General features: G+C 71.0%; 22 protein-coding genes and 2 rRNA genes (1 of these 24 running past the window's edge). 13 read left to right on the top strand and 11 right to left on the bottom strand.

Annotation, left to right across the window (positions count from 1 at the left end; translation table 11 throughout):
* Both KA217_04190 and rrf read left to right on the top strand, forming a co-directional pair.
* Nucleotides 1–845: ribosomal RNA gene (locus KA217_04190) — 23S ribosomal RNA — on the top strand (it extends 2040 nt beyond the left edge of the window).
* 152 nt (nt 846–997) lie between these two features.
* Nucleotides 998–1113 (top strand): 5S ribosomal RNA (rrf, locus tag KA217_04185).
* 146 nt (nt 1114–1259) lie between these two features.
* On the opposite strand, the gene acs is transcribed toward rrf, so the two are convergent.
* A complete protein-coding gene (gene acs, locus KA217_04180) occupies nt 1260–3197 on the bottom strand; it encodes an acetate--CoA ligase (protein ID MBP7711650.1) in 1938 nt (645 codons plus the stop codon).
* A gap of 64 nt (nt 3198–3261) precedes the next feature.
* Nucleotides 3262–3699, bottom strand: a complete 438-nt coding sequence (locus tag KA217_04175) for a universal stress protein (GenBank protein ID MBP7711649.1) — start codon at nt 3697–3699, stop codon at nt 3262–3264.
* A gap of 102 nt (nt 3700–3801) precedes the next feature.
* Here KA217_04175 and KA217_04170 point away from each other — a divergent pair, with 102 nt between their 5' ends.
* Nucleotides 3802–4194 (top strand): VanZ family protein, encoded by a 393-nt coding sequence (locus tag KA217_04170; GenBank protein MBP7711648.1) that lies wholly within the window; start codon nt 3802–3804, stop codon nt 4192–4194.
* Nucleotides 4195–4250: 56 nt separating this feature from the next.
* Here KA217_04170 and KA217_04165 read toward each other — a convergent pair whose 3' ends face one another.
* Together KA217_04165 and KA217_04160 are read right to left on the bottom strand one after the other, a co-directional pair.
* Nucleotides 4251–5816: an FHA domain-containing protein gene (locus KA217_04165; protein ID MBP7711647.1), complete on the bottom strand. Its 1566-nt coding sequence runs from the start codon at nt 5814–5816 to the stop codon at nt 4251–4253.
* 82 nt (nt 5817–5898) lie between these two features.
* On the bottom strand, nt 5899–6117 hold the full coding sequence (locus KA217_04160) for an acetyltransferase (GenBank protein MBP7711646.1): 219 nt from the start codon (nt 6115–6117) through the stop codon (nt 5899–5901).
* A gap of 280 nt (nt 6118–6397) precedes the next feature.
* On the opposite strand from KA217_04160, the gene KA217_04155 reads away from it, so the two are divergent.
* The 8 genes from KA217_04155 (at nt 6398) to KA217_04120 (ending at nt 13354) form a co-directional block, all read left to right on the top strand.
* Nucleotides 6398–6838 carry a host attachment protein gene (locus KA217_04155; GenBank protein MBP7711645.1) on the top strand — a complete coding sequence of 147 codons (441 nt, stop codon included), beginning with the start codon at nt 6398–6400 and terminating at the stop codon, nt 6836–6838.
* Between the two features lie 141 nt (nt 6839–6979).
* Entirely contained in the window at nt 6980–7447 is a 468-nt protein-coding gene (locus KA217_04150; GenBank protein MBP7711644.1) for an SUF system Fe-S cluster assembly regulator, read from the top strand.
* 18 nt (nt 7448–7465) lie between these two features.
* A complete protein-coding gene (sufB, locus tag KA217_04145) occupies nt 7466–8914 on the top strand; it encodes a Fe-S cluster assembly protein SufB (GenBank protein ID MBP7711643.1) in 1449 nt (482 codons plus the stop codon).
* 58 nt (nt 8915–8972) lie between these two features.
* Nucleotides 8973–9731, top strand: a complete 759-nt coding sequence (gene sufC / locus KA217_04140; protein MBP7711642.1) for a Fe-S cluster assembly ATPase SufC — start codon at nt 8973–8975, stop codon at nt 9729–9731.
* Nucleotides 9728–11095, top strand: a complete 1368-nt coding sequence (gene sufD / locus KA217_04135) for a Fe-S cluster assembly protein SufD (GenBank protein MBP7711641.1) — start codon at nt 9728–9730, stop codon at nt 11093–11095. The genes sufC and sufD overlap by 4 nt, the downstream gene beginning before the upstream one ends.
* Nucleotides 11092–12423, top strand: a complete 1332-nt coding sequence (locus KA217_04130) for a cysteine desulfurase (protein ID MBP7711640.1) — start codon at nt 11092–11094, stop codon at nt 12421–12423. The genes sufD and KA217_04130 overlap by 4 nt, the downstream gene beginning before the upstream one ends.
* On the top strand, nt 12420–12872 hold the full coding sequence (locus KA217_04125; GenBank protein MBP7711639.1) for an SUF system NifU family Fe-S cluster assembly protein: 453 nt from the start codon (nt 12420–12422) through the stop codon (nt 12870–12872). The genes KA217_04130 and KA217_04125 overlap by 4 nt, the downstream gene beginning before the upstream one ends.
* Nucleotides 12873–12952: 80 nt before the next feature.
* Nucleotides 12953–13354 carry an SUF system Fe-S cluster assembly protein gene (locus tag KA217_04120; protein ID MBP7711638.1) on the top strand — a complete coding sequence of 134 codons (402 nt, stop codon included), beginning with the start codon at nt 12953–12955 and terminating at the stop codon, nt 13352–13354.
* A gap of 103 nt (nt 13355–13457) precedes the next feature.
* Here the strand turns inward: KA217_04120 and KA217_04115 are convergent, their stop codons facing one another.
* From KA217_04115 to KA217_04090, 6 genes are all read right to left on the bottom strand, one after another.
* Nucleotides 13458–14315 carry a hypothetical protein gene (locus tag KA217_04115; GenBank protein MBP7711637.1) on the bottom strand — a complete coding sequence of 286 codons (858 nt, stop codon included), beginning with the start codon at nt 14313–14315 and terminating at the stop codon, nt 13458–13460.
* 24 nt (nt 14316–14339) lie between these two features.
* A complete protein-coding gene (locus tag KA217_04110; protein ID MBP7711636.1) occupies nt 14340–14525 on the bottom strand; it encodes a hypothetical protein in 186 nt (61 codons plus the stop codon).
* A gap of 95 nt (nt 14526–14620) precedes the next feature.
* Nucleotides 14621–15811 carry a nucleotidyltransferase family protein gene (locus tag KA217_04105; protein MBP7711635.1) on the bottom strand — a complete coding sequence of 397 codons (1191 nt, stop codon included), beginning with the start codon at nt 15809–15811 and terminating at the stop codon, nt 14621–14623.
* Complete coding sequence (locus KA217_04100) at nt 15804–16652, bottom strand: HprK-related kinase A (GenBank protein ID MBP7711634.1); 849 nt, start codon at nt 16650–16652, stop codon at nt 15804–15806. The genes KA217_04105 and KA217_04100 overlap by 8 nt, the downstream gene beginning before the upstream one ends.
* Before the next feature lie 76 nt (nt 16653–16728).
* The gene (locus KA217_04095; protein ID MBP7711633.1) at nt 16729–17004 is read right to left on the bottom strand and encodes an HPr-rel-A system PqqD family peptide chaperone; all 276 of its coding nucleotides are present in this window, start codon (nt 17002–17004) and stop codon (nt 16729–16731) included.
* Between the two features lie 89 nt (nt 17005–17093).
* The gene (locus tag KA217_04090; GenBank protein MBP7711632.1) at nt 17094–17585 is read right to left on the bottom strand and encodes a hypothetical protein; all 492 of its coding nucleotides are present in this window, start codon (nt 17583–17585) and stop codon (nt 17094–17096) included.
* Nucleotides 17586–18117: 532 nt separating this feature from the next.
* On the opposite strand from KA217_04090, the gene KA217_04085 reads away from it, so the two are divergent.
* Both KA217_04085 and KA217_04080 read left to right on the top strand, forming a co-directional pair.
* A complete protein-coding gene (locus tag KA217_04085) occupies nt 18118–19863 on the top strand; it encodes an ABC transporter ATP-binding protein (protein MBP7711631.1) in 1746 nt (581 codons plus the stop codon).
* A gap of 128 nt (nt 19864–19991) precedes the next feature.
* Complete coding sequence (locus tag KA217_04080; protein MBP7711630.1) at nt 19992–24188, top strand: hypothetical protein; 4197 nt, start codon at nt 19992–19994, stop codon at nt 24186–24188.
* A gap of 333 nt (nt 24189–24521) precedes the next feature.
* Here KA217_04080 and KA217_04075 read toward each other — a convergent pair whose 3' ends face one another.
* Nucleotides 24522–25253, bottom strand: a complete 732-nt coding sequence (locus tag KA217_04075; protein ID MBP7711629.1) for a PEP-CTERM sorting domain-containing protein — start codon at nt 25251–25253, stop codon at nt 24522–24524.
* Between the last annotated feature and the right edge of the window lie 198 nt (nt 25254–25451).

Raw genomic sequence — 25451 nt, 5'->3', positions numbered from 1 at the left:
AGACCCCGTGAACCTTTACTATAGCTTTACACGGGACTTTGAACAGGCTTGTGTAGGATAGGTGGGAGGCTTTGAAGCGAGGACGCCAGTTCTCGTGGAGCCAACGTTGAAATACCACCCTGGCGTGTTTGAGGTTCTAACCTAGGTCCGTTATCCGGATCGGGGACAGTGTATGGTGGGTAGTTTGACTGGGGCGGTCTCCTCCCAAAGAGTAACGGAGGAGCACGAAGGTACCCTCAGCGCGGTCGGAAATCGCGCAGTGAGTGTAAAGGCACAAGGGTGCTTGACTGCGAGACATACTCGTCGAGCAGGTGCGAAAGCAGGTCTTAGTGATCCGGTGGTTCTGTATGGAAGGGCCATCGCTCAACGGATAAAAGGTACTCCGGGGATAACAGGCTGATACCGCCCAAGAGTTCACATCGACGGCGGTGTTTGGCACCTCGATGTCGGCTCATCACATCCTGGGGCTGCAGTCGGTCCCAAGGGTATGGCTGTTCGCCATTTAAAGTGGTACGCGAGCTGGGTTTAGAACGTCGTGAGACAGTTCGGTCCCTATCTGCCGTGGGCGTTGGAGATTTGAGAGGAGCTGCTCCTAGTACGAGAGGACCGGAGTGGACGTACCTCTGGTGTTCCGGTTGTCACGCCAGTGGCACAGCCGGGTAGCTATGTACGGACGGGATAACCGCTGAAAGCATCTAAGCGGGAAGCCTCCCTCAAGATGAGATCTCCCTGGACCCTCGAGGTCCCTGAAGGGTCGTCGAAGACTACGACGTTGATAGGCCGGGTGTGGAAGCGCAGTAATGCGTGGAGCTTACCGGTACTAATTGCCCGTGAGGCTTGACCATATAACACCCAACCAGTTTGGTCCCTGAACAGGGCGCTGGTGGATGTTCCTGAGAAGCGAAGCGGCACATACCGCCTGATTTTCCAGCCCTCCGATCCAAGCCGGTGCGCTCGACGCCTGTGTGCGGTGAGTTGCAGCGGCAATACCGGTTTGCCTGGCGGCCTTAGCGAGCGGGAACCACCCGATCCCATCCCGAACTCGGAAGTGAAACTGCTCTGCGCCGATGATAGTGTGGGGTCTCCCCATGTGAAAGTAGGTCACCGCCAGGCTCCTAACGTGAAAACCCCGAGACGTTTCGACGCCCCGGGGTTTTTTTTCGCCCGCGGATCGGTGCTCGGAGTGTCCCCACTTCCGTAACTTCGGAGTCTCCCCGGAGCTTCCCCGGCGGAGGCGCCGGGGAAGCGGTGTGATGTGCCTACTGGTTGGCCCGATTGGCGACCAGGTTGTCTACCACGGACGGGTCGGCGAGCGTGCTCGTGTCGCCCAGGTTCTCCAGCTCGTTCGCGGCGATCTTTCGCAGGATGCGGCGCATGATCTTTCCGGAGCGGGTCTTGGGCAGGCTCGGGGCCCACTGGATGACGTCGGGTGTCGCGATGGCCCCGATCTCGCTGCGCACCAACCCCACCAGCTCGCGGCGCAGCTCCTCGCTCGGCTCGATCCCCTCCATCAGCGTGACGTAGGCGTAGATGCCCTGGCCCTTGATGTCGTGGGGGTAGCCGACGACCGCGGCCTCCGCGACCGAGTCGTGCAGCACGAGCGCGCTCTCCACCTCCGCGGTTCCGAGGCGGTGACCGGAGACGTTGATGACGTCGTCCACCCGCCCGGTGATCCAGTAGTACCCGTCCTTGTCGCGGCGCGCCCCGTCCCCCGTGAAGTACATCCCGGGGTAGGCGCGGAAGTAGGTGTCGATGAAGCGCTGGTGGTCACCGAACACGGTCCGCATCTGGCCGGGCCAGGGGAAGGTGATCACGAGGTTGCCGGCGGCCTCTCCGTCGAGCAGACGGCCTTCGTTGTCCACGAGGGCGGGCTTCACCCCGAAGAACGGACGGGTCGCGGAGCCGGGCTTCAGAGGGGTCGCGCCGGGGAGCGGCGTGATCAGGATCCCGCCGGTCTCGGTCTGCCACCAGGTGTCCACGACGGGGCAGCGGTGGTCGCCCACCACCCGGTGGTACCACTCCCACGCCTCGGGGTTGATGGGCTCGCCGACCGACCCCAGCAGGCGCAGGGAGGCGCGGCTGGTCGCCTGCACCGGCTCGTCGCCGAGGCGCATGAGCGCCCGGATCGCGGTCGGGGCGGTGTAGAAGGTGTTGACCTTGTGCTTGTCGACCACCTGCCAGAAGCGCGAGCCGTCCGGGTAGTTCGGCACGCCCTCGAACATGAGCGTGATGGCGCCGTTCGCGAGCGGCCCGTAGACGATGTAGGTGTGGCCGGTGACCCAGCCCACGTCTGCCGTGCACCAGTAGATGTCGCCGTCGTGGTAGTCGAAGACGTAGCGGTGCGTGATCGCGGCGAAGACCAGGTACCCGCCGGTGGTGTGCAGCACCCCTTTCGGTTTGCCGGTGGAGCCCGAGGTGTAGAGGATGAAGAGCGGGTCCTCGGCGTCCATCTCCTCGACCGGGCAGTCGGCCGAGACGTGCTCCATCATCTCGTGGTACCAGACGTCGCGGCCCTCGCGCCAGGCGACATCGCCCCCGGTGTGCCGCACGACGATGGCGGTGTGCACGTGGGGGCAGGACAGCAGCGCCTTGTCGGCGTTGGCCTTCAGGGGCACCCGGCGCCCGCCGCGCATGCCCTCGTCGGCGGTGATGAGCACCTTGCAGTCGGAGTCGAGGATGCGGTCCTTCAGCGCCTCCGGGGAGAACCCGCCGAAGACCACGGAGTGGACGGCGCCGATGCGCGCGCAGGCGAGCATGGCGACGGCGGCCTCCGGGATCATCGGGAGGTAGATGCTGACGCGGTCGCCCTTCTTCACCCCGCGCGCCTTGAGCACGTTCGCGAGCTTGGAGACCTGCTGGTGCAGCTCCCGGTAGGTGATCTTGCGGTCGCGGGCCGGGTCGTCCGCCTCCCAGATGATCGCCACCTGGTCGCCCCGCTCCTTGAGGTGGCGGTCGAGGCAGTTGTAGCTCGCGTTGAGCTTCCCGCCCTCGAACCAGCGGATGTGGCCGCGGTGGTAGTCCCAGTCGAGGACGCGGTCCCAGCGCCGGCCCCAGGTGACGAATTTCTCCGCCTGCTCGGCCCAGAAGCCCTCCGGGTCTTCCACGGAGCGTGCGTACATCGCCTGGTACTGCGGGTCGTCGAGGTAGGCGCGCGCCGCGATGTTGGCAGGGACTTCGTAGATCTTGTCTTCCGACATGGAGATTTTCTCCTGCTGGGTTTCCTTGAGAGGCTTCGCAGAGGCTTCGCGGGGCTTTCGGGGCTCAGCTCGCGACCCGAACCGCGAGCACGTCGCAGCGGGCCCCGTGCAGCACGCCGTTGGCTGTCGAGCCGAGCAAGAGGCCGAGGCCGTGCACGCCGTGGCTGCCCAGGACGATCAGGTCGACCCCCAGCGCCGCGGCAGTGCCGAGGATGACCGTCTTCGGGCTCCCGACCTCGACCCGGCGCTCGGCCCCGGGTACGCCCAGCCGGACGGCGAGGTCCGCGATGGCGTGGCGCGCCGAATCCAGCAGCTGGGCCTCGATGTCGAGGGGCAGGGTCGTGACGCCCTCGTAGATGGGCTCCTGGTACACTGGGGCGACGACGTGGAGCAGGGTGATCCGGGCGCCCCATTCCCGCGCCAGCGCGACGGCCCGCGCACCGACGTAATCGGCTTCCTTCGAGAAGTCCACCGCGAGCAGGACGTGCTGGTAGGTTCCCATGGCTGACCTCGCTGAAACGCTCCCTTCGGGCCATCGGACAGCCCGATCCAGCGTAAGTATAGGGTCGATGGTCCCGCGAATACCTCTGCCATGAGGGGTACCTTGTCCCGTCCGCTTCGTCATCGCGCCCTCTGGGTGACGGTCGGCTGGCTGCTCGTCGCCCTCGTGGTCTGGGGAAGCCTCACGCCGTCGCCGCCCGAGGCGCTCCCCGCCGAGAGCGACAAGCTCGAACACGTGGTGAGCTACCTGGTGCTGGCCCTCTGGTTCGGGGGGATCTACTCAGGGCGGGCCCGCAGCGGCTACGCCCTGGCCTTCGTCGCGATGGGCGTGGGGCTCGAGTTTCTGCAGCAGGCGGGCGGAGTGCGCCAGCTCGAGGTGCAGGACATGCTCGCCAACGCCTTCGGCGCCGGCCTCGGCTGGCTGCTCTCGCAACTGCCCGGCGCCGGCATCCCGGCCCGGTTGGAGGCGCTCGCCGCCGGACTGCGCTCTCGCTGACGCAGCCGGCGCAGGCTCGGTGCGCGCCGCCGCAGCTTCGGTCCAGAGACGCAGCCTCAGTGCAGGGAGGTGGGCAGGTCCGAGGCCCGTGCGATGCCGGTCTGCTCCAGTATTGCCCCCGGCGCGCGCCGGGGCTCCGCGGGGGCGCCCGTGCGCTCGCTGAAGACGAACCGGACGTCCCCGATCTCGACCGAGTCGCCGTCCGCGAGACCGGCGCTCTTCACCTGCCGCTCGTTCACGAAGACCCCGTTCAGCGAGTCCAGGTCGACGAGCGTCAGCGAGCCGTCGTTGCCGACATGGATCTCGGCGTGGTGGCGGGAAACCGACGCGTCCCCGAGCACCAGGTCGTTGTCGCGCTGGCGCCCGATGCGGACCCTGGGTCCCACGATGGGGAACCCCTCGCGCTCGGGCTGGTCGCGGAAGTGCAGGTGGCCCGCGGGCGCCTCGCTCCCGGTGCGGCGCTGGGCGCGGCCCGGGGAGCGCCGGCGCAGGGCCCACGCGAGGATGAGCACCGCGGCGGCGAGGGCGCCGAGCACCACGCGGTAGTCGAAGACGAATCCCCGGGCCGGACTCGGACTCGGGGCCGGACTCGGAGTCGAAGTCGAAGTCGAAGTCGGGGCGGGGCGACGCGCGGGCTCGACCGGCACCTCGGCCTGGGGCCGCGACGGGGAGAGCGAGGGCCCGGAGGCTGCGGGGAGCTCCACCTGGGTGTGGCCCTCGGCGCTGCCCCGGGAGGTCTGCACGGTGAGCTGAACCCGGGTGGGCCCGCCGACTCCGGCGGCGAGCGCCGGGGCGAGACCCGCGCGCAGGGTGCCGCCGCTGTCCAGCGCCCGGAACACGGGGGGCACGGCCTCGCCAGGCACGCGGCCCGAGGCGTCTGCGGCGAGGAAGGTCCCGCCGGTGTCCTCGCTCAGCCGGCGCAGGGTCTGCAGGGCGACCGCCTGGACGGGGGAGCGCGGGTAGCCGAAGCCCACGATGGCGATGCCTCGGGCCTTCGCGGCGGAGACCACGTCCTGGTGGAAGTAGGCCCGGTCCTCGGCGAGGCCGTCCGAGAACAGGAACAGTGCGCGGCGGTCGGCCGGCGTCGCGGCCAGGACGTTCAGGGCCTCGAGGGCCACCCGGAAGAGCTCGGTGGGGCGCTCGGTCGGCGCGATGCGGGCGGCTGCGTCGCGTACCACGGTGCGCGACTCCCCGATCGGCACGGCCACCGTGAGCTCGCTGTCGAAGCTGGCGAGCCCGAACCGCAGGTGCGCGGGGGCCGCCTCGAGCACGGTGGTGAGGTCCTGGAGCCCCTGCGCCAGGTGCAGTTGACGGGCGGTCCCGCTGGAGTCGACCAGCAGGAGGACGGCGGTGATCGACCGGGGGCTCGGGTAGGACTCCCAGGTGGCGGGGGCGAGGGTGACGCCTCCCGCACTCACCTGGATGCCCCGGATGTCCGCGGGGTCCGCCAGACGGAAGTCGCAGCTGAGGGCAGAGGGCTCCACGGGGAGGCACAGCGCCCGCAGGCCCCCGTTGCCGGTGAGGGGCGAGGGCGAGGGCTGGGCGCTCGCCGCGGCGGCGAGGGTGATGCCGAGCGCGAGCACGCCCCCCAGGAACCCCAGCGCCTGGAGAGGGGCCATCACGGGGCGGGGCCCGTCCGGCCGTCCCGGGGTCGCGCCTCCGAGAGCCCGGCCGGCGCCCTGCGCAGCAGGGGCGAGGACGTCCCTAGCGAAGGTCTTTCTCCTTGTACCTGGGGTCGGTCCAGCAGCGCGGCAGCGGCTCCGCGGAGGGAAACACCAGGTCCGACTTCTTGAACGCCACGGCATCCTGCATCTCTTCCCCGGCGTGGTAGCGCCCTGCCACCTCGCCCCTGAACGGGTCGAACAGACTGGCCAGGTCGAGCACCTCGACCAGATCACCCGATTGTAGGTGCTTCAGGTACATAGCGGCACTCCCCCGCAAATCCTGGACCGCCCGTGGACCGCCCCTGGACCGTGCGAAGAGTCCGGGGGCCCGGAGAATTCCCGGGTCATTCCTAACCTTTCGATCCCGACAATGCAATCCCCGGGGACCCGGCCGACGCCGCCGGCTGCCTCCGGGACCCTGTGTTAGACTCAAATCAACCGGGCCCATCGTCGCTCCGGCGCAGGCCGTTTCCCGCAGGGGGACGCCTGCGGGGCCCGCCACCGGGCCTCGCCAACCTGTATCGCCAAGAGGAGGTGCCATGCCGAAGACCTGGGTGCTCGTATCGGATACCACGCGCGCGCGCATCTTCGAGGCGGAGAAGCCCGTGGGCGCCCTGACGGAGGTGCAGGACTTCGTGCACACCGAGAGCCGGCTGCGCGAGCAGGAGCTCACCTCGGACCAGCGGCCGGGCCGCCGGCAGGGCAGCGACGGCACCGGCGGGCACTCCATGGGCCACGAGGACGACCCCCGCAAGGAGGAGCACCAGCGCTTCGCGCGCCAGCTCGCGGACTACCTGGAGGACGCGCTGAACGGCCGGCGCTTCGAGCGCCTGTACGTGGTGGCGTCGCCCACCTTCCTCGGTGAGCTCCGGGCCCACTTCCCGAAGACGGTCGCCCAGGCCGTCGCCGGGGAGGTGCACAAGAACATCACCCGGCTCACCCCCGCGGAGATCCGGGAGCACCTGCCCGAGCGCTTGTAGCGAGAGCCTGTAGCGAGCGCCCCCAGCCGTTGGCGCCCGGGACCGCCCGGGCGCCTCCCTCTTGTGCCTTGCCTGAATCAGGACTAAAGTGGTCCCGTATGGCGATCTGCCCCGCGCCACCGTGCCGGAGCCGAGCATCCGATGTTGAAGCTGAGCAAGCTCACCGACTACGGCATCGTGGTGATGACCCACCTGGCGCAGGAGCCCTCCCAGGTGCACGCGGCGGGTGACGTGGCAGGCGCGATCCGGGTGGCCGTGCCGACGGTGAGCAAGGTGCTGAAGCGGCTGTCCCGCGCCGGCCTGCTGGTTTCGGCCCGCGGGTCGAAGGGTGGCTACCGCCTGGCGCGGATGCCGGCCGCGATCTCCGTGGCGCAGGTGATCGACGCCCTCGAAGGGCCGTTCGCGATCACCGAGTGCGCGAGCGACGGGGGCAACTGCAGCCAGGAGTCGCACTGCGCGGTGCGCGCGAACTGGCAGCGGATCAACGATACCGTGTGGCACGCGCTGGCCGGGGTGTCCCTGGCGGACATGGTGGTCCCGCCGGCCGGGGAGAGCGTTGTCCCGGTGAGCGAGATCACCGTGCGGCCCGTGCGCCGCGCGAGTCGATAGCAGCAGGGGAACGAGCACATGTCCGCCTCCAGCGAGACCGTCGAAGAGCTGGTCCACAAGGCCTACCCGCACGGGTTCGTCACCGACATCGACGCGGACACCGTGCCGCCTGGCCTGAGCGAGGACGTCGTGCGCCTCATCTCGGCCAAGAAGGGCGAGCCCGAGTGGATGCTCGAGTGGCGCCTGAAGGCCTACCGGCACTGGCTGACGTTGCGCGAGCCGACCTGGGCTCACCTGCACCACGGCCCCATCGACTACGACGCCATCTCCTATTACTCCGCACCGAAGTCCCGGGCCGACGGCCCGAAGAGCCTGGAGGAGGTGGACCCGCGGCTGCTCGAGACCTACAAGAAGCTCGGGATCCCGCTGGAGGAGCAGATGGCGCTCGCCGGGATCGCGGTGGACGCGGTGTTCGACAGCGTGTCGGTCGCCACCACCTTCAAGGAGAAGCTCGCCGCACACGGCATCGTGTTCTGCTCGTTCTCCGAGGCGGTGCGCGATCACGCGGAGCTGGTGCGCCAGTACCTCGGCACCGTGGTGTGGCCCACCGACAATTTCTTCGCGGCGCTCAACTCCGCGGTGTTCTCGGACGGCTCCTTCGTCTACATCCCGAAGGGCGTGCGCTGCCCGATGGAGCTCTCCACGTACTTCCGCATCAACGCCTCGAAGACCGGGCAGTTCGAGCGCACGCTGATCGTCGCCGACGAGGGCAGCTACGTCAGTTATCTCGAGGGCTGCACCGCGCCGATGCGCGACGAGAACCAGCTGCACGCGGCGGTGGTGGAGCTGGTGGCCCTCCAGGACGCGCAGATCAAGTACTCCACGGTGCAGAACTGGTACCCGGGGGACGAGGAGGGGCGCGGTGGGATCTACAACTTCGTCACCAAGCGCGGGGAGTGCCGAGGGGCGCGCTCGAAGATCTCCTGGACCCAGGTCGAGACCGGCTCGGCGATCACCTGGAAGTACCCGAGCTGCATCCTGCGCGGCGACCACTCGGTCGGCGAGTTCTACTCGGTCGCCCTGACCAACCACTACCAGCAGGCCGACACCGGGACCAAGATGGTCCACATCGGCAAGAACACCTCGAGCACCATCATCTCGAAGGGGATCTCGGCCGGCCGCGCCCAGAACAGCTACCGCGGGCTCGTGAAGATCACGAAGTCCGCCGACGGCGCGCGCAATTACACGCAGTGCGATTCGCTGCTGATGGGTGACCGCTGCGGTGCCCACACCTTCCCCTACATCGAGGTCGCCAACCCCACGGCGAGGGTGGAGCACGAGGCGTCGACCTCGAAGATCGGCGAGGACCAGCTCTTCTACTGCGCCCAGCGGGGGATCTCCGCCGAGGACGCCGTGTCGCTCATCGTGAACGGCTTCGCGAAGGAGGTCATCCGCGAGCTGCCGATGGAGTTCGCGGTCGAGGCGCAGAAGCTGCTCGGGGTGAGCCTCGAGGGCGCGGTGGGCTAGGGCGAGTGAACCATATGTCTCTGCGGTTGACGAGATTCCGGAACGGGAGAAGCTGCTGATGCTGGAGATCAGAGACCTTCACGTCGAAGTGGACGGCAAGCCGATCCTCATGGGGATCGACCTCAGCATCCGCGCCGGCGAGGTGCACGCCGTGATGGGGCCGAACGGCTCCGGGAAGAGCACGCTCTCCCACGTGCTGGCTGGGCGCGAGGGCTACACCGTCACCCGCGGCAGCGTGACGTTCGAGGGCAAGGACCTCCTCGGCATGGCGCCGGAGATCCGGGCCCGCGAGGGGATCTTCCTCGCCTTCCAGTACCCGGTGGAGATCCCCGGGGTGAACAACACCTACTTCCTGAAGGCCGCCGTCAACGCCGGGCGCAAGCACCGGGGCCTGGAAGAGCTCGACGCGATGGACTTCATGCAGCTCGTGCGCGAGAAGATGAAGGTCGTGAAGATGAAGGACGACCTCCTGAAGCGCTCGGTGAACGAGGGCTTTTCCGGCGGCGAGAAGAAGCGCAACGAGATCTTCCAGATGGCGATGCTCGAGCCGAAGCTCGCCATCCTCGACGAGACCGACTCGGGGCTCGACATCGACGCCCTGAAGGTCGTGGCCGACGGCGTGAACTCGCTGCGATCGCCCGAGCGCTCCATGCTCGTGGTCACGCACTACCAGCGCCTGCTCGAGTACATCGTGCCGGACCAGGTGCACGTGCTCGCGGGCGGGCGCATCGTGAAGAGCGGTGACCGCAGCCTCGCCCTGGAGCTCGAGCGCCACGGCTACGGGTGGATCCAGCAGCAGGGGGTCACTGCGGCATGAGCGCGCGCGCAGGGGGCGCGCCCGCCGGTGGCGGCGGGGCGGAGGCGGCGGTCGAGCACTACCTCGGCGAGCACACGCGCGCGGCCGGGTCGCTGGCGGGCGCGGGTACCGCCTGGCTGAGGGAGCTCCGCGAGGAGGGGATCGCGCGGTTCGCGGACCTCGGTTTCCCCTCGACGCGCGACGAGCGGTGGAGGTACACGAGCACTGCGCCCATCGCGGCGCAGGGTTTCCGGGTCGCCCAGCCGGCGCCCGTCCCCGCGCCCGAAGCGCTCGCGCCGTTCCTGTTCCCGGGGCTCGACGCCCACCGGCTCGTGTTCGTGAACGGGCGCTATGCGGCAGAGCTCTCCGAGACGGGTCCGCTCCCGGAGGGGGTCGAGCTCGCAAGCCTGGTGCGGGTGCTCGCCGGGACGACCGAGCGGGCGCGTGCCGCGCTCTCGGGCCTCGCCCTTCGCACCGGCTTCGATGCGCTCCATCAGGCGTTCCTCGAGGACGGCGTGTGGCTCGAGGTGGCGGCGGGCGTCGTGCTCGAGCGGCCCGTGCACCTCGTCTATCTCGGGGTCGGCGCTGCGGAGCCCGCGCTCGCCAATCTGCGCACGGTCATCTCGCTCGGCCCTCGCGCGCAGGCGCGGGTCATCGAGTCCTTCGGCTCGCTCCGCAGTGGGGCGGGGCTCACCAGCGTGGTGACGACCGTCGTGCTCGCCGAGGGCGCCTCGCTCGAGCACTTCCAGTTGCAGGAGGAGGCGGTGACCACCCATCACGTGGCGCGGCTCGAGGTCCGCCAGGGGCGGGACAGCCGCTACACGTCGCACTCGGTCGCGCTCGGAGGCGGGATCACGCGCAACGACATCGCCGCGACGCTCGAGGGCGAGGGCGCCGAGTGCACGCTGAACGGACTCTACATGGCCGCCGGCCGCCAGCACGTGGACTTCCACACCACCGTCGATCACGCCGCGCCGCGGGGCACGAGCCGCGAGCTCTTCAAGGGGATCCTGGGCGGGCGCGCCCGGGGCGTGTTCAACGGCCGGGTCCTCGTGCGGCCCGGGGCCCAGAAGACCGACTCCCAGCAGTCGAGCCAGAACCTGCTGCTCTCGCGCGAGGCCGAGGTGGACACCAAGCCGGAGCTCGAGATCTACGCCGACGACGTGAAGTGCAGCCACGGCGCGACGGTGGGTCAGCTGGACGCCGACATGCTGTTCTATCTGCGCTCGCGCGGCATCGACGAGGGCGCCGCCCAGGGCTTTCTCACCCGCGGCTTCGCCCAGGACCTGATCGACCGGATGTCCATCGACGCGGTGCGCGAGCGGCTCGAGCGGCTCATCGTCACCCACGTCCCCGGTCCCGAGAGCGCGCAGGTGAGCCCATGAGCCCTGACACCCCGTCCACCCCGACCCCCGCCGTGCCCTTCACCGTGACCTCCGCCGGAAGCTCCGCCGCATCCCCGTCTGCATCCCCCGCCGCGCCCGCTTCCGCCGGCTACGACGTGGAGCGCGTGCGCGCCGACTTTCCGGCCCTGCACCAGAGCGCCCACGGCCACCCGCTCGCCTATCTCGACAACGGCGCCACCACGCAGAAGCCGCGCGCGGTGATCGACGCCGAGGTGCACTTCTACGAGCACGACTGCGCGAACGTCCACCGGGGTGTGCACGCGTTGAGCGAGCGCGCGACCCGGGCCTTCGACCGCGCCCGCACCGCGGTGCAGGGGTTCCTCGGCGCGGCGAGCCCGCGCGAGGTGGTGTTCGTGCGCGGGGTCACCGAGGCCATCAACCTGGTGGCCCACAGCTACGCCCGGCCGCGCCTGCGCGAGGGCGACGAGATCCTGCTGACCCAGCTCGAGCACCACGCCAACATCGTGCCCTGGCAGCTCGCCGCGCGCGAAACGGGCGCAGTGCTGAAGGTCGTGCCGTGCAACGACCGCGGGGAGCTGCTCTTCGAGGAATACCTGCGCCTGCTCGGCCCGCGCACGCGCATCGTGGGTGTCGGCCACGTGTCGAACGCGCTCGGCACCGTCAACCCGGTGCGCGCGATGATCGAGGCCGCGCACGCCCACGGGATCCCCGTGCTGGTCGACGGGGCGCAGGCTGCCCCCCACGTGCGCATCGACGTGCAGGCGCTCGACTGCGACTTCTACGCCTTCTCGGGCCACAAGGTGTACGGCCCCACGGGGATCGGGGCGCTCTACGGCAAGGAATCGCTGCTCGACGCGATGCCGCCCTACCAGGGCGGCGGCGAGATGATCCGCCGCGTCACCTTCCAGGAGAGCACCTGGGCGGCGCTGCCCATGAAATTCGAGGCGGGCACGCCGAACGTGGCAGGGGCGGTGGGGCTCGCCGCCGCCATCGCCTACGTGGAGGCCCTCGGCCTCGAGCCGATCGCCGCGCACGAGCACCGGCTCCTCGAGGCGGCGACGGCCGCCCTCTCGGATCTGCCGGGGCTCCGGATCGTGGGGACTGCGCGGGACAAGGCGAGCCTCGTCTCCTTCGTGCTGGACGGCGTGCACCCCCACGACGTGGGCACCATCCTCGACCGCCAGGGCATCGCGGTGCGCGCGGGCCACCACTGCGCGATGCCGGTGATGGAGCGCTTCGGGCTGCCGGCGACGACGCGGGCCTCGTTCGGGCTCTACAACACGCTTGCCGAGGTCGAGGCGCTCGTCGCGGGGCTGCGCAAGGTCCGCGAGGTCTTCGCGCGATGAGCGATCTGCGCGACCTCTACGAAGAGGTCATCCTCGATCACAACCGCCACCCGCGGAACTACCCGAAGAACCCCGCCGGCGCGAACCGCCACGCCCACGGCTTCAACCCGCTCTGCGGCGACGAGGTGCAGGTGCACCTGCGGGTCGAGGACGACGTGGTCCGGGACGTGGGCTTCGAGGGCCACGGCTGCGCGATCTGCATGGCCTCGGCCTCGCTCATGACGCAGGCGATCATGGACCGCCCGGTCGCGGAGGCGGACTCGCTCGTCGAGGTGGTCCGCGACGTGCTGACGGAGGGCGCGGGCGGCACGCAGTCCGCGCGCCTCGGCAAGCTGGCGGTGCTCGAAGGGGTGAAGGAGTACCCGATGCGGGTCAAGTGCGCCACGCTCGCGTGGCACACCCTGCGGGCCGCGCTGCACGAGCCGGGCGGGACGGTGACGACGGAGTGAGGGCAGGGGTTCCGCCGCTGCCGGTTCGGGGCGCGCGGGTGGGGTAGGCCGAGAGCGGGCGGATGGCGGGGCCCGGCGCGATGGCGGAGGCCAGAGGAATGTCGGACATCGGCGAGAGCGTGCAGGCCGCAGGGATGGCCGAGGCGGGTGCGGGGGCGGCGGTGGCGGAGGCGGCGGCGGAGGCGTTGAAGGCGCGGGTCGTCGAGGCCCTGCGCACGGTGTTCGACCCCGAGATCCCCGTCAACATCTACGACCTGGGGCTCGTCTACCGCTGCGACGTGGACGAGAAGGGCGCCGTGGAGGTGGACATGACGCTCACCGCCCCCGGCTGCCCCGTCGCCCAGACCTTCCCCGACGTGGTCGAAGCGGCCGTGCGCCGCGTGCCCGGTGTCACCGACGTCCTGGTGGACGTGGTCTGGGAGCCACCCTGGACCATGGACCGCATGACCGACGAGGCCAAGCTGCAGCTCGGGCTGCTCTGAGAGACGGCAGGCGGGGGCGCTCCGAGAGGCTCCGGCACCGAGCCTGCTCCGATAGCCGGGGGCTGCGATAGGCGGGGGCTGCGCGCCCCCGTCTATCGCCTTTCTATCGCGCCTGGCAGGGGACGAAGAACTCCCGGTCCTGCAGCGCCTGGTTGCACTCTCCGCTCGCTGCCGTGAGGGCGTCGGGGTACTGACTCGCCGCCCGCTCCCCGTACTCCGTCTCCGCCAGCTGCCTCGAGGGTCCGCAGGCGGGGCTCGCGTCGCACGCGCCCTGGGGCCCGCAGACACGGTCCACCAGCCGCTCGCACGGCGTGGGCACGGCCCCGCGCTGGGACAGCCCGCACGGCTTGAACAGGGCCTCGTCGGCGAGCGCCTGCTCGCACTGGCGCACCGTCTCCACGGCCCGGCCGGCGAGCCGCGAGCCGCCGCGGGCCGCCTCGGCGGCTTCGTCCCGGGCGAACCGGTGCAACTGCTGGGCGTGGCCGCAGGATTCCTGGTCGCGGCACTCGTCGTGCAGGCCGCAGGCCTTGCGCAGGAGCACGAGGCACGCGGCCGCAGGGTCGCTGGTGACGTGCGCGGGGACCGGCGCCTCGGCCTTCCCGGTCTCCGGCAGTATGGTCACCTGGGGCAGGACCGGGGCCGGTGTCGCGCCCCCCTGCGGGGAAGGCACGGCCACGCCTGAGCGAACCGTGACCGTCGAGCCGTCCTGCATGCGGTGCACCCCGTCCCAGAGCTGGGTCGTGACGCCCTGGGGTGTCGTGACCACGGGCCGGCGGGTCTGGGGGTCCATCTGCACCTGGCCGCCGTCCTTGAGCTGACCCTGCCAGGCGCCGGCCTGGGCCAGGACGGACCCCGAGAGGAGGCCGCCGACGAGGACCGTGACGACCCGGGCCGCGAGGCCGGAGACGAGGCCGGAGACGAGGTCAGAAACGGGGACGGTGGGCAGACGGTGGTGCTTCATGCGATTCCTACCCTCGTGCGATTCTCACTTGCTGATGGCGAGCGCCTCGAGCTTCACGAATGCGCCGGCGACGAGCAGCGCCAGCCCGGCGAGGAAGATCGTGTTCAGCTCATAGCCCCCGAAATGGAAGCTCCCCCCCACCCGCAGGGCACCTGCGGCGAGGCAGACCAGGATCCCGGCCCAGCCGGCCACGCTCCCCATCAGAGACAACAGGACTCTCATTGTCGTTCCCCCCTTGGTGGTCCCGCGACCAACATAACACAGGGCGAAGGCTGGGGGCCCGGCGTGTGGGCCGGCGGCGGCGCCTACTGTTTCAGGTCGAGCTGCGTCAGCTCCACCTTGCGTGGGACCCGCCGCACCCGCAGCCACGCCTTGTACCCCAGGTGCCGCGCCAGGAGCAGCGGCGGCATGCGCAGCCAGTGGGAGCGGACGTAGATGAGGAGCCGGGCGCGGGCCGCGCGCCGGCGGGGGAAATCGGGGTGCTCGGGGAAGAGGGCGAGCGGGACGAGGCGGTCCATCAGGGCCCGAACGGGCGCGGGCGGTGCGGCCTTCTTCGCCGCGGCCCGCACCGCGTGGGGCACGTCGGCGCCGAGGAGCCGCCGGGCGTAGCGCAGCCCGTAGTACAGGGGCCGGGTCAGGCCCAGCTCCCGGGCCCGGGGCACGAGGCTGCCCCAGAAGTCGGGTTCCGCGCCGAAGTGCCGGAGCAGGTCGTGGGCGTCCACCAGGTCCCGCAGACGCAGCCCGTCCTGGGGGTCGCCCTCCAGGAAGAGGTGGACCAGGGAGTGCAGGACCATGTCCGCGGGGGCGAGCACCTGGAGCCGGGGGTCGGCCGGCAGAAGCGGGTCAGGGCTTGCCCCCGAACGGGCGGCGAGCGCCGGGAGCGGTCGGGCGGCCGCGAAGAGCAGCGCCGGGTCCGGCTTCAGCCGGCTCGTGCGGGGCAGGATCGTGTGGTGGATGTCGATCTCAGTCTCGCGCTCCCGGTGGCGGAGCGGCGGGATCTCGTGGCTCCAGACCCGGTAGTAGCGCTCGTCGTAGGGGTCGAGCGCCTTGCGGAACCAGCCCCGTCCCAGGAGGGTCTTCTCGACCTCCTCGATGCGGGCCTCGGGCACCATCAGATCCACGTCGGCGAAGAGCCTTCCGCGCGCGGGCGGCAGCCCGGCCATCACGTAGGCGACGCCCTTCAGGAGGACCGGCCGGACGTCCACGCCCTCGAGCCCCCAGAGGATCCGGTCCACCTCCCAGGTGGTCAGGGTGTGGCGGTGGGCGACGACGTTGCGCGCGGCCCGCAGGTGATTGCCGGCCCGCTCCGGGATGGCGCCCAGCAGGTCCGCCGCCGCGAGGTCGGCCTCGATGCGCCCGAGCAGCCGGGCGCGGCGCGCGACCCGCAGGAGCAGGTCCCAGTCCGCGAGGGGGAGCGCAGGCAGATCCCCGGGCGCCTTCAGCGCGCCCAGCAGCAGCCGGCGGGCCCGCGCGGCCTGGGCGCTCGCCTCACCCATGGGCGCCGCGGGTGAGCCGGTCCAGCGCGGTCACCGCCTCGTCGAGATCGGAGTAGGTCAGCGAGAAGCACTCGCAGGTCCGGACCATGTCGCCCACGAGCCGGAAGGCAGTCTCGCCGAGGACCTCGTAGTTGAAGGCGTTGGTCGCGACCATCAGGAAGGACTGCGCCTTCGGCATGGGCTCCAGCTTGAGCGGCGCGTCTTTGACCCAGCGGGGAAAGACGAGCCACCCCGGCCGCGCCACCTCGTCCTGGCGCTCCACGCTCTCCGCCGGCGGGCGCACGTGGGCCACGGTGCCCTTGCGGGTGCCGTAGAACGAAGGGCCGATGAAGGCCTGGGGGGCGAAGCTCCGGATCACCTCGATCGACTCGTTCTTCAACGGGATGAGCCGCGGGATCGGAAGGATAGCGCCGTCCTCGGGGCGCACCAGCCCGAACTCGTCCGAGAGGAGCCGCCAGCCGGAGTGGACGAGCGCGGTGCAGAGCGTCGACTTGCCGTGCCCCGGCCAGGCCGGGAAGAGCATCGCCCGCCCGTCCCGCTCGATCGCGGCGCAGTGCAGCATCAGCAGGTGGTTCGCGCGGGTGGCGATACCCCAGTTGATGCCCCACTCCAACGTGGGGGGGGCGTGGTTTGCTGGACTGTCGGGAAAGGGTGACCGGCCGTCGATGGTGAAGCGAACGGTCGGTTTGACCCAGCGCCTCAGGGGACTCGGGGGGCCGAGACCCACGTGCAGGTCCACGAGGGCCTCGTCATCCAGGACCGGGTAGTCGGCGTAGAGCTGTTGCAGCCAGTCGACGAGAGGCGCGAAGGGGACACGGAGGCGGATGGCGAACGGCCCCATCCTGGCCACGAGCCCAGCGTGGCCCAACTGCTCGTGCAAACGACCGGGTGGCCAGCCGGAGAACGTGGAAGGCAAATCAGCGGGGGGCAGTTCTTCTGACAAGTCCCAGTTCGTCGAAGCGCTCTAGCAGTGGCCTGACCTGAGCGGACAGGGCGTCGGTCCTTGGTTCTCCCAAGACCTTCTCAACACAGCGCCAGACCGTTGTGTTGTCTGCCTCCTCCTCGGAAAGGCAGCGAAGGAGTGGGCCTCCGATGTCGTTCAGGAAATGGGTTTCCCCAGAACTGCGCTGATAAACGGCATGGCCGTCCGGCCAGTCGAACCACATCAGGGGGTGGCGCTGCGCTTGCTGCACGTGGTCTCGGGGAGCTACAGCCGCATCCGATGTCACAAGACTTTCAGCACATAACTCAGGAACAGTTGCTGCAGGTAATTTGGAACGGATCAGGGTCCTCTCTCTACGATCGAGGCCCACGCCGCGCCACTGACGACAGCAATCTCAACGTTACAGCAGTAGTATCCCTTGTCGGGGTTGTTGGTTCCGTCACAGGTAATCGTCTCGCCGTTGGCGGTCACTTTTGCGTTCCAGCAGTCGGTTCCAAGCGCTACTTCAGTGCCACGGTAGATTTTTTCGTGGTCATCGGTCAGACCGCCTACCTGACAGCGCTCCAGACTCTTTAGGGCAACATCATTTTCGCCTAGCGTAAACGCATTGTTTGGTGGATATACGTTCTTGTCCTGCTCATACCGGGCCCCCGTGCAACTCTGCGCCGCCAGGCCCTTGCTCCGCAGGGTTAACAGCATCGGCAGGGCAGACGCGCCCCGAATCAGGCGGCGCCGATGGCGGTCTGTCCCGTCGCGAATTTCCGTGGTGGGTCCGTCAGCCGCCGTGGGAGAGGTGCCCACAGGGGTCGAACTCTCGTCCTTCGCTTTCATGACTGCCATCGCTCCGTAGCCTGATACCTGATTCAAGCGGCAGGCCTTGTTCCACCTTGAGCCGGCAGGGGTTCCGGGTCCCCCATACGGCTCCGAGTCTACCACGCGGGTCCCGCTTGCCCGGGTCTGCCGATGCCCGGCGAGTGTGCGCCCGGTCTCAGCCCCGGATGGCCGCCGCACGAAACTTTGCCTCAGATCAAGCACGATTCGCGCCACGGTGCGCCATGGGCTGGCCCGTCAAAGGGTTAACGAGCCACGCGCGTTCCCAGCGAAGGGCACTGGAGGCCGCCTGTAAAGACTCCCGACAGCAAGGAGTCGGTTTCCCGACACCCCCCACGGCCGCACCCCGCCACCACGGCCTCCGCCGCCGCTGGTAATGGTGTCGGCGCGAATGTAAGTTCGGGCGACACGGGCAAATGACCTGGGTCCCGCCCACCGGGAGGGCGAAGTGTCAGACCAGCCGAGGGAGTCGCGGGGGGGCGGCGCGTCACCGCCCGCACCCGACCGCTACACCTGGCGCACGCTCCTCACGGTGGCGCTCGCGCACCGCCGGGAGCTCGTCACCGCGAACCTGATCGCGCTTGCCGGGGCGCTGGTCTCGGTGCCTATCCCGCTCCTGATGCCGCTCCTGGTGGACGAGGTGCTGCTGGGGCGCCCCGGCTGGCTCGTCGGCGTGCTCGACCGCATCTTCCCGGCGGCCTGGCACGGCCCTGCGCTCTACATCGGCGTGATGATGCTGGTGACCATCGCCCTGCGGGCGGGCTCGACCGCGCTCGGCGTGTGGCAGACGCGGGAGTTCACGACCATCGCCAAGGACGCCACCTACCGCATGCGCCGGGACCTGCTGGGGCGGCTCGAGCGGGTGTCGATGGCGGAGTACGAATCGCTCGGCAGCGGCGCGGTGGCCTCGCACTTCGTCACCGACATGGAGGCGCTCGACCAGTTCATCGCGAGCTCGGTGGGCAAGTTCCTGGTGGCGGTGCTCTCGCTCGTGGGCGTCGCCGCGGTGCTCCTCTGGATGCACTGGCCTCTCGCGCTCTTCATCCTGTTCACGAACCCCTTCGTGGTCTACCTCACCATTGCGCTGGGCAAGCGGGTGAAGGAGCTCAAGCGCCGGGAGAACCAGGCCTTCGAGGTGTTCCAGCAGGCCCTCACCGAGACCCTCGACGCGATCCAGCAGGTCCGCGCCGCCAATCGCGAGGGCCACTACCTCGGGCGGGTGATGCAGCGGGCGCGCGAGGTCCGCGACAACGCCGGGCGCTACGCCTGGCGCAGCGACGCCGCGAACCGGCTGTCGTTCCTGACCTTCCTCACCGGCTTCGAGGTGTTCCGGGGGGTCAGCATGCTGCTGGTGGCGTTCTCGGACCTGACGGTCGGCGGGATGATGGCGGTGTTCGGCTACCTCTGGTTCATGATGGGTCCGGTGCAGGAGGTGCTGGGGATCCAGTACTCCTACTTCAGCGCGAATGCCGCGCTCGGGCGCATCAACCGGCTCCTCGCCCTGGAACAGGAGCCGCGCTACCCCCACGTCGAGGACCCCTTCGCCGGCCGGCCGACGGTCGGGGTGGAGGTGCGGGACGTGTGCTTTCGCTACGCCGGCGGCCCGCTCGTGCTGGACCACCTCTCGCTCGTCATCGCCCCGGGGGAGAAGGTCGCGCTGGTGGGCGCGAGCGGCGGCGGCAAGTCGACCCTGGTCCAAGTGCTCCTGGGGCTCTACCCCCCGGAGTGCGGGACGCTCGCCTACGGCGGCGTGCCCATCACCTCCATCGGGCTCGACGTGGTCCGCGAGCACGTGGCGACCGTCCTGCAGCACCCGGCGCTCTTCAACGACACCGTGCGCAGCAACGTGACCCTCGGGCGCGAGGTGCCCGACGGGGCGGTGTGGAAGGCCCTCGAGGTCGCCCAGCTCGCGGCGGACGTGAAGACGCTCGCGAGCGGCCTCGACACCGTGGTCGGGCGCCAGGGCGTGCGCCTCTCGGGCGGGCAGCGCCAGCGCCTGGCGGTCGCCCGGATGGTGCTCGCGAACCCCAGCGTGGTCATCCTCGACGAGGCGACCTCGGCGCTCGACGCCGAGACCGAGGGGCGCCTGCACGACGCCCTGCGGGAGTTCCTCGCCGGGCGGACCACGCTCATCGTGGCCCACCGGCTCTCGGCGGTCCGCCAGGCCGACCGGGTGTACGTGTTCGAGTCGGGGAAGATCATCGAGGAAGGCGCCCACGAGACGCTGATCGGGAATGGCGGGCTCTACAGCCGGCTGTACGGTCGGCAGCAGGGGTGAGGTGCAGGGGGATTCACCGCGAAGACGCAGAGGCGCAGAGGACAGAAATTTTGATCATCCTCTGTGTCTCTGCGTCTCTGCGGTTCACGAAAAAGCGGGCCGCGGCTGCGGTCCCGGAGGTGGCAGGCATGAATCGCGCGGGGACATGGCACCGTTGGGTCGTGGCGCTGCTGCTCGTGGCGGCTGGGTCGGGTGCGCTCGGGGCGCCGCTCGCGCCGGAGGCGGTCCCGGATCCCCTGAAGGCCTGGGTGCCGTGGGTCCTCCACGGGCACGAGGACCGGGACTGCCCGCGGGTCCAGGGCGCCGAGACCCGGCGCTGCGTGTGGCCTTCGAGCCTCGCGCTCGACCTCGGCCCGCAGGGCGGGACCTTCGAGCAGGTCGTGGAGACCTTTGCCGAGGCCTGGGTGACCCTGCCGGGCTCGGCGCGCCACTGGCCCCAGGGCGCCGAGGCCGACGGCGCCCCCGTCGCGGTGGTGGAGCGTGACGGCGCCCCCGCGGTCCGGCTCGGCGCGGGCACGCACCGGATCACCGGGGCCTTCGCGTGGGCGCGGATGCCCGAGGCCCTGCAGCTGCCCCGGGACGCGGGATTGGTCCGCCTCACCTTCGAGGGGGTGGCCCGGGAGGTGCCTGAGGTGGAGCCCGACGGGCGGCTCTGGCTCGCGCGCGAGCGCCCCACGGGCAAGGGTGACGACGGGCTGCAGGTCCGCGTCTTCCGGCGCCTGGTGGACGAGGTGCCGTTCCAGGTCGTGACCCGGGTCGAGCTGGAGGTGGCCGGAGACCCGCGAGAACTGCTCCTCGGGCCCCTGCCCCCGGCCGACGCCATCCCCATGGCGCTGGAAGGCCCCCTGCCGGCCCGGCTCGAGGCCGACGGCCGGCTGCGGGTGCAGGTGCGCCCGGGGCGCTGGTCGGTCCAGGTGACGCACCGGCTGCCCGGCCCGGTGGCGGGTCTGGTCCGCCCGGTGGCCGAGGCCCCCTGGCCCGCCGAGGAGGTCTGGGTGCTCGACGCCCGGCCGACCCTGCGCGTGGTCGAGCCGCGGGGGCTCGAGGCCCTGGACCCCCGGCAGACCTCCCTGCCCGGCGACTGGCAGGGGCTGCCGGCCTACCGGGCGCGGCCCGGGGACCGGCTCGAGCTGGTGGAGCGCCGGCGCGGCGACCCTGAGCCCGACCCGAACCGCCTCACCCTGGAGCGAACCCTCTGGCTCGACTTCGACGGCGGGGGCGCGACGGTCCGGGACCGCATCGCGGGCACCGTGACCCGCGGCTGGCGGCTCGAGGCCGAGCCCTCCCTGCACCTCGGACGGGTCGTGGCGGACGGGCGCGACCAGCTCATCACCCGGTTGCCCGGCGCCGCGCGCGAGGGGGTCGAGGTGCGGGGCGGGCGGCTCGACCTCACGGCCGAGGGCCGGATCGAGGGGAACGTCTCCCGCCTGCCGTCGCTCGGCTGGGCCGAGGGGTTCCAGCGGGTGGGGGCGACGCTGCACCTTCCGCCCGGCTGGCGGCTCTTCGCCGTGGGGGGCGTGGACCAGGCGCCCGAGGCCTGGCTCTACCGCTGGACGCTCTTCGACCTCTTCCTGCTGCTCGTGGTGAGCGCCGCGGTGGGCAAGCTCTGGGGCTGGGGTTGGGGCCTGCTCGCGCTCGCGGCCCTCGGGCTCGGGTACCACGAGCCGGGGATGCCGCTCTCGCCCTGGCTCTACCTGCTGGCGGCGGTGGCGCTGCTGCGGGTGCTGCCCGAGGGGCGCCTGCGCTCCGCGGTTGGCTTCCTGCGCTGGGCGGCCCTCGCCGGGCTCGCGGTGCTGACGATCCCGTTCGTCGTCGCCCAGGTCCGCATCGCCCTCTTCCCCGTGCTCGAGCGGCCCTGGCAGGTGGTCCACGAGGCGCCGGTCCAGGCGCGGGAGGAGGCCGAGTCCGACGTCGCCCTGATGATGGAGCCGGCCGAAGTCCTGGAGGAGGCCGTCGCCCCCGCGGCGAAGGCGCCCCAGTCGGCGCGTCTGCGGGCGGCTGCAGGCGCGGTGGCGGCTGCCTCCGCACCCCTGCCCCTGAAGCGCGCGCTCGAGGGCTACGACCCGAAGGCCGCCATCCAGACCGGCCCCGGGCTTCCCGCCTGGAACTGGGACCGGGCGCGGCTCGGTTTCAGCGGGCCGGTGGAGCGGGGAGGGGAGATCCGGCTCTGGCTGGTGCCGCCCGCCGGGAGCCTCCTCTGGCACCTGCTGGTGGCGCTCCTGCTGGTGGCGCTCGCGGGGCGGCTCGGCTGGCCGGACCGGCCGGCGCGGGGAGGGCTTCGCGCAAGGCCGGCGACGCCCCCGGGTGGGCAGTCCGTCTCCGGCGGCGCGCCCGCTTCCGCGGGGACCTCGGCCTCCGTTGCACCCTCCGGGGCCCTCGCAGGCTCCGTGGCCCTCCCGGTGGGCTCCCTCGTGGCGCTGCTGGCCGTGGGCCTGGCGCTCGCGCCCGAGGCCCGGGCGGAGTTCCCGCCGCCGAAGCTCCTCGAGGACCTGCGGGTCCGCCTGCTCGCGCCGCCCGAGTGCGCGCCCCGCTGTGCCGAGGCCCCGCGCATGGGGCTGGAGATCGCGGGTGATGCCCTGCGCCTCGACCTCGAGGTCCTGGCGCTCGCCGACGTGGCGGTGCCGCTCCCGGGCGGGGGGACCCGCTGGGTGCCGCGGCAGGTGCTGGTGGACGGGCGGGCCGCGCCGGCTCTGGCCCGGGACGAAGCGGGCGTGCTCTGGACCCGGGTCGGCCCGGGCGGGCACCGGATCGTGCTCGAGGGGGCGCTCTCCGCCGCCCGCGCCGGGCTCGAGCTGACGCTCCCCCTGCGTCCGCGGCGGGTGGAGGTGCGGGCCGAGGGCTGGCGGGTGGACGGCCTCGGGCCGGACGGGCAGCCCGAGGGGGTGGTCCGCCTGGTGCGCGAGCGCGCGACCGAGGGTGCGGCGGACGCGCTGGCGCCCACCGCGCTCCCGCCGCTGCTGCGGGTCGAGCGGACCCTGCGGCTCGGGCTCGAGTGGCAGGTGGACACGCGGGTGGTGCGCCTCTCGCCGACCGGCGCAGGGCTGGTCGTGGAGGTCCCCCTCCTCGCCGGGGAGGCGGTGACCAGCGCGGGCGTGCGGGTGGAGAACGCCCGCGTGCCCGTGAGCCTCGGCCCCAACGACCGGGAGCTCGGGTGGTCGTCGACGCTCGCGAAGGCGGACCGGGTGGTGCTGGAGGCGCCCGTGACGACCGCCTGGACGGAGACCTGGCGTCTCGACGCCGGACCCACCTGGCACGTGGAGCCGGCGGGGATCGCCCCCGTGCACCGCCCGGTGGGGGAGCGCTGGCTGCCCGAGTGGCGGCCCTGGCCAGGCGAGCGCCTGGAGCTCGCGGTCTCGCGCCCCGAGGGGGTGCCCGGCCCGACCCTGACCATCGACCGGGCGGCGCTCAAGGTGGTGCCGGGGCAGCGCTCGACCGACGCCGACCTGGGGCTCGTGGTGCGCAGCAGCCAGGGCGGGCAGACGGTGGTGCGCCTGCCCGCAGGCGCGGAGCTCCGCTCCGTGACGGTGGACGGGGTCGCCCAGCCGGTGCGCCAGGACGGTGACCGCGTGGTGCTGCCCGTGCGCCCGGGCGAGCAGCGGATGTCGGTGGCCTGGCGCACGCCGGACGGGATGGGCAGCCGCTTCGAGACCCCGCGGGTCGACGTGGGGCACCCGCTGGTCAACGCCGTCGTCACCGTGGAGGTGCCGCGCAGCCGCTGGGTGCTCCTCACCGGCGGGCCGGCGCTCGGGCCGGCGGTGCTCCTCTGGGGCGTGCTGCTGGTCTTCCTGGGGGCGGCCGCGGGGCTCGGGCGCTTGCGCCTGACGCCCCTCCGGACCTGGCAGTGGGCGCTCCTCGGGGTGGGCCTGACCCAGGCGCCGGCCTGGTCGGCCGTGCTGGTGGTGGGCTGGCTCCTGGCCCTCGGGGCCCGGGCCCGCGCCCCGGCGGACCTGCCCCGTGCGCGCTTCGACCTGATGCAGGTCGGCCTCGTGCTCCTGACCCTGAGCGCGCTCGGCCTGCTCTTCGACGCGGTGCGCAACGGCCTCCTGGGCCTGCCCGAGATGCAGGTGGAGGGCAATGGCTCGAACGGGTACCTGCTGCGCTGGTACCAGGACCGGTCCGGTCCGGAGCTGCCCCGGGCGTCGGTGTTGAGCGCGCCGCTCTGGCTCTACCGGGCGCTGATGCTGGCCTGGGCGCTCTGGCTCGCCTTCGCGCTGCTCGGCTGGCTGCGCTGGGGGTGGGAGGCGTTTCGCACCGGGGGCCTCTGGCGCCCGTTCCGTGTGCTGCCGGGGCGGCGCCGGCCCCCGGAAGGGGCGCCCCCGGGGTGAGCCGGGGGGCGATCCGCTCCACGGGGAGGCCTTGACTGTCAAGCCCCGGATTGGGATTCATCCACAGTCCGGAATCGCCGCGACGGGCGCGCAGGAAGCGCGCGGCCGCCGCGGCGAGGCGTGTGATCACACTGCAGGAATTGTGAATTAACTTACTGAATTAAAAGAAATTCTAGAGAAAATGGTCGCGGATCCATCAAACTGAAACGAAGCGAATTGTGACGCGGTTCACAGAGGCTTTCCGACAGACGATCCACAGAGTTATCCACAGGAATTGTGGACAGTTCCGGATTCCTCCGTCACCGGGGGACATTACCCCGGTGACGTGTGAAATTACATGAAGTGTGAGGGACGCCGGACACGCCGGCGGGTGGCGGCCAGGGCGATGAGGCCGGCCGCGAGGAGCGTGAGGGCAGCCGGCTCGGGGACGGACTGCGATGGCTCCGCGTTCGTGTTCCCTGCGGTTGCCGCCCCCCGCTGCGGGGCCTGCTCGGAGGCACCGTCCAGCGAGGCGAAGGTGGCCAGGTCGACGACATTGGTCAGGCGGACCCGGAAGTCGTCGAAGTCCTTCCCCCTCCCGTCCGGCGAGGTCTCGAAGCCGACGGTCGTCGCGTAGACCTGCGGCGCTGCAGGCTTGTCTCCGCGGCCCTGGCCCCTCGACTCCGTCTCCACGGGCCCCGTGCGGAAATCGTGCCGGGTCCCGTCCCCGTCGAGCCGGAGGAAGATCTCGGTGCCGGCGTCGAAGTGGCCGAGGGCCACCGTCTGCGAGGGCTTCGGGTGGTTCGGAAAGACCGGCCGCTGGACCTGTCCGCCGACGTACAGGTAGAGGCGATCGAAAAAGTCCGCGTCGCCACCGAGGAATTCCGCCCAGACCACTCCGCTCGTGGCGACCTTCAGGGCGTCGCCCTCGAGGCACGCGCCCGAGCAACCGGTGTCCGGGGTGGTGACGCCCGGGTCGAGAACGGGGCGGGCGGTGGCCGCATGGGCGGGGGTGAGCAGCACCGCGCAGGCCAGCGCGGCGGTAATACCCAATCGGTTCCAGTGATATCGGTTCCAGTGATCCACGAGTCACTCCTGGGGATAGAAATCGGGTCTCCCCTGCTCGCCCGGGGGGGGGCCGGTTGGCTCCGGGCTCGGGCGCGCGAGGGGGGTGTCTCAGGGGGGAGTGTCGGCGCCCCCGCCAGGGGGCGTGAGGCTTTTCTGCAGGTGTTGTGAAAGGTCAGGCATTTCGTGACACCAGCCCGCCCGCTCGCGCCTCCCCCC

The organism is Gammaproteobacteria bacterium, assembly GCA_017999615.1.
Lineage (GTDB): Bacteria > Pseudomonadota > Gammaproteobacteria > JAABTG01 > JAABTG01 > JAGNLM01.
Note: the sequence above shows the minus strand (reverse complement) of the source record. Positions and strands in the feature narration are given on the sequence as shown.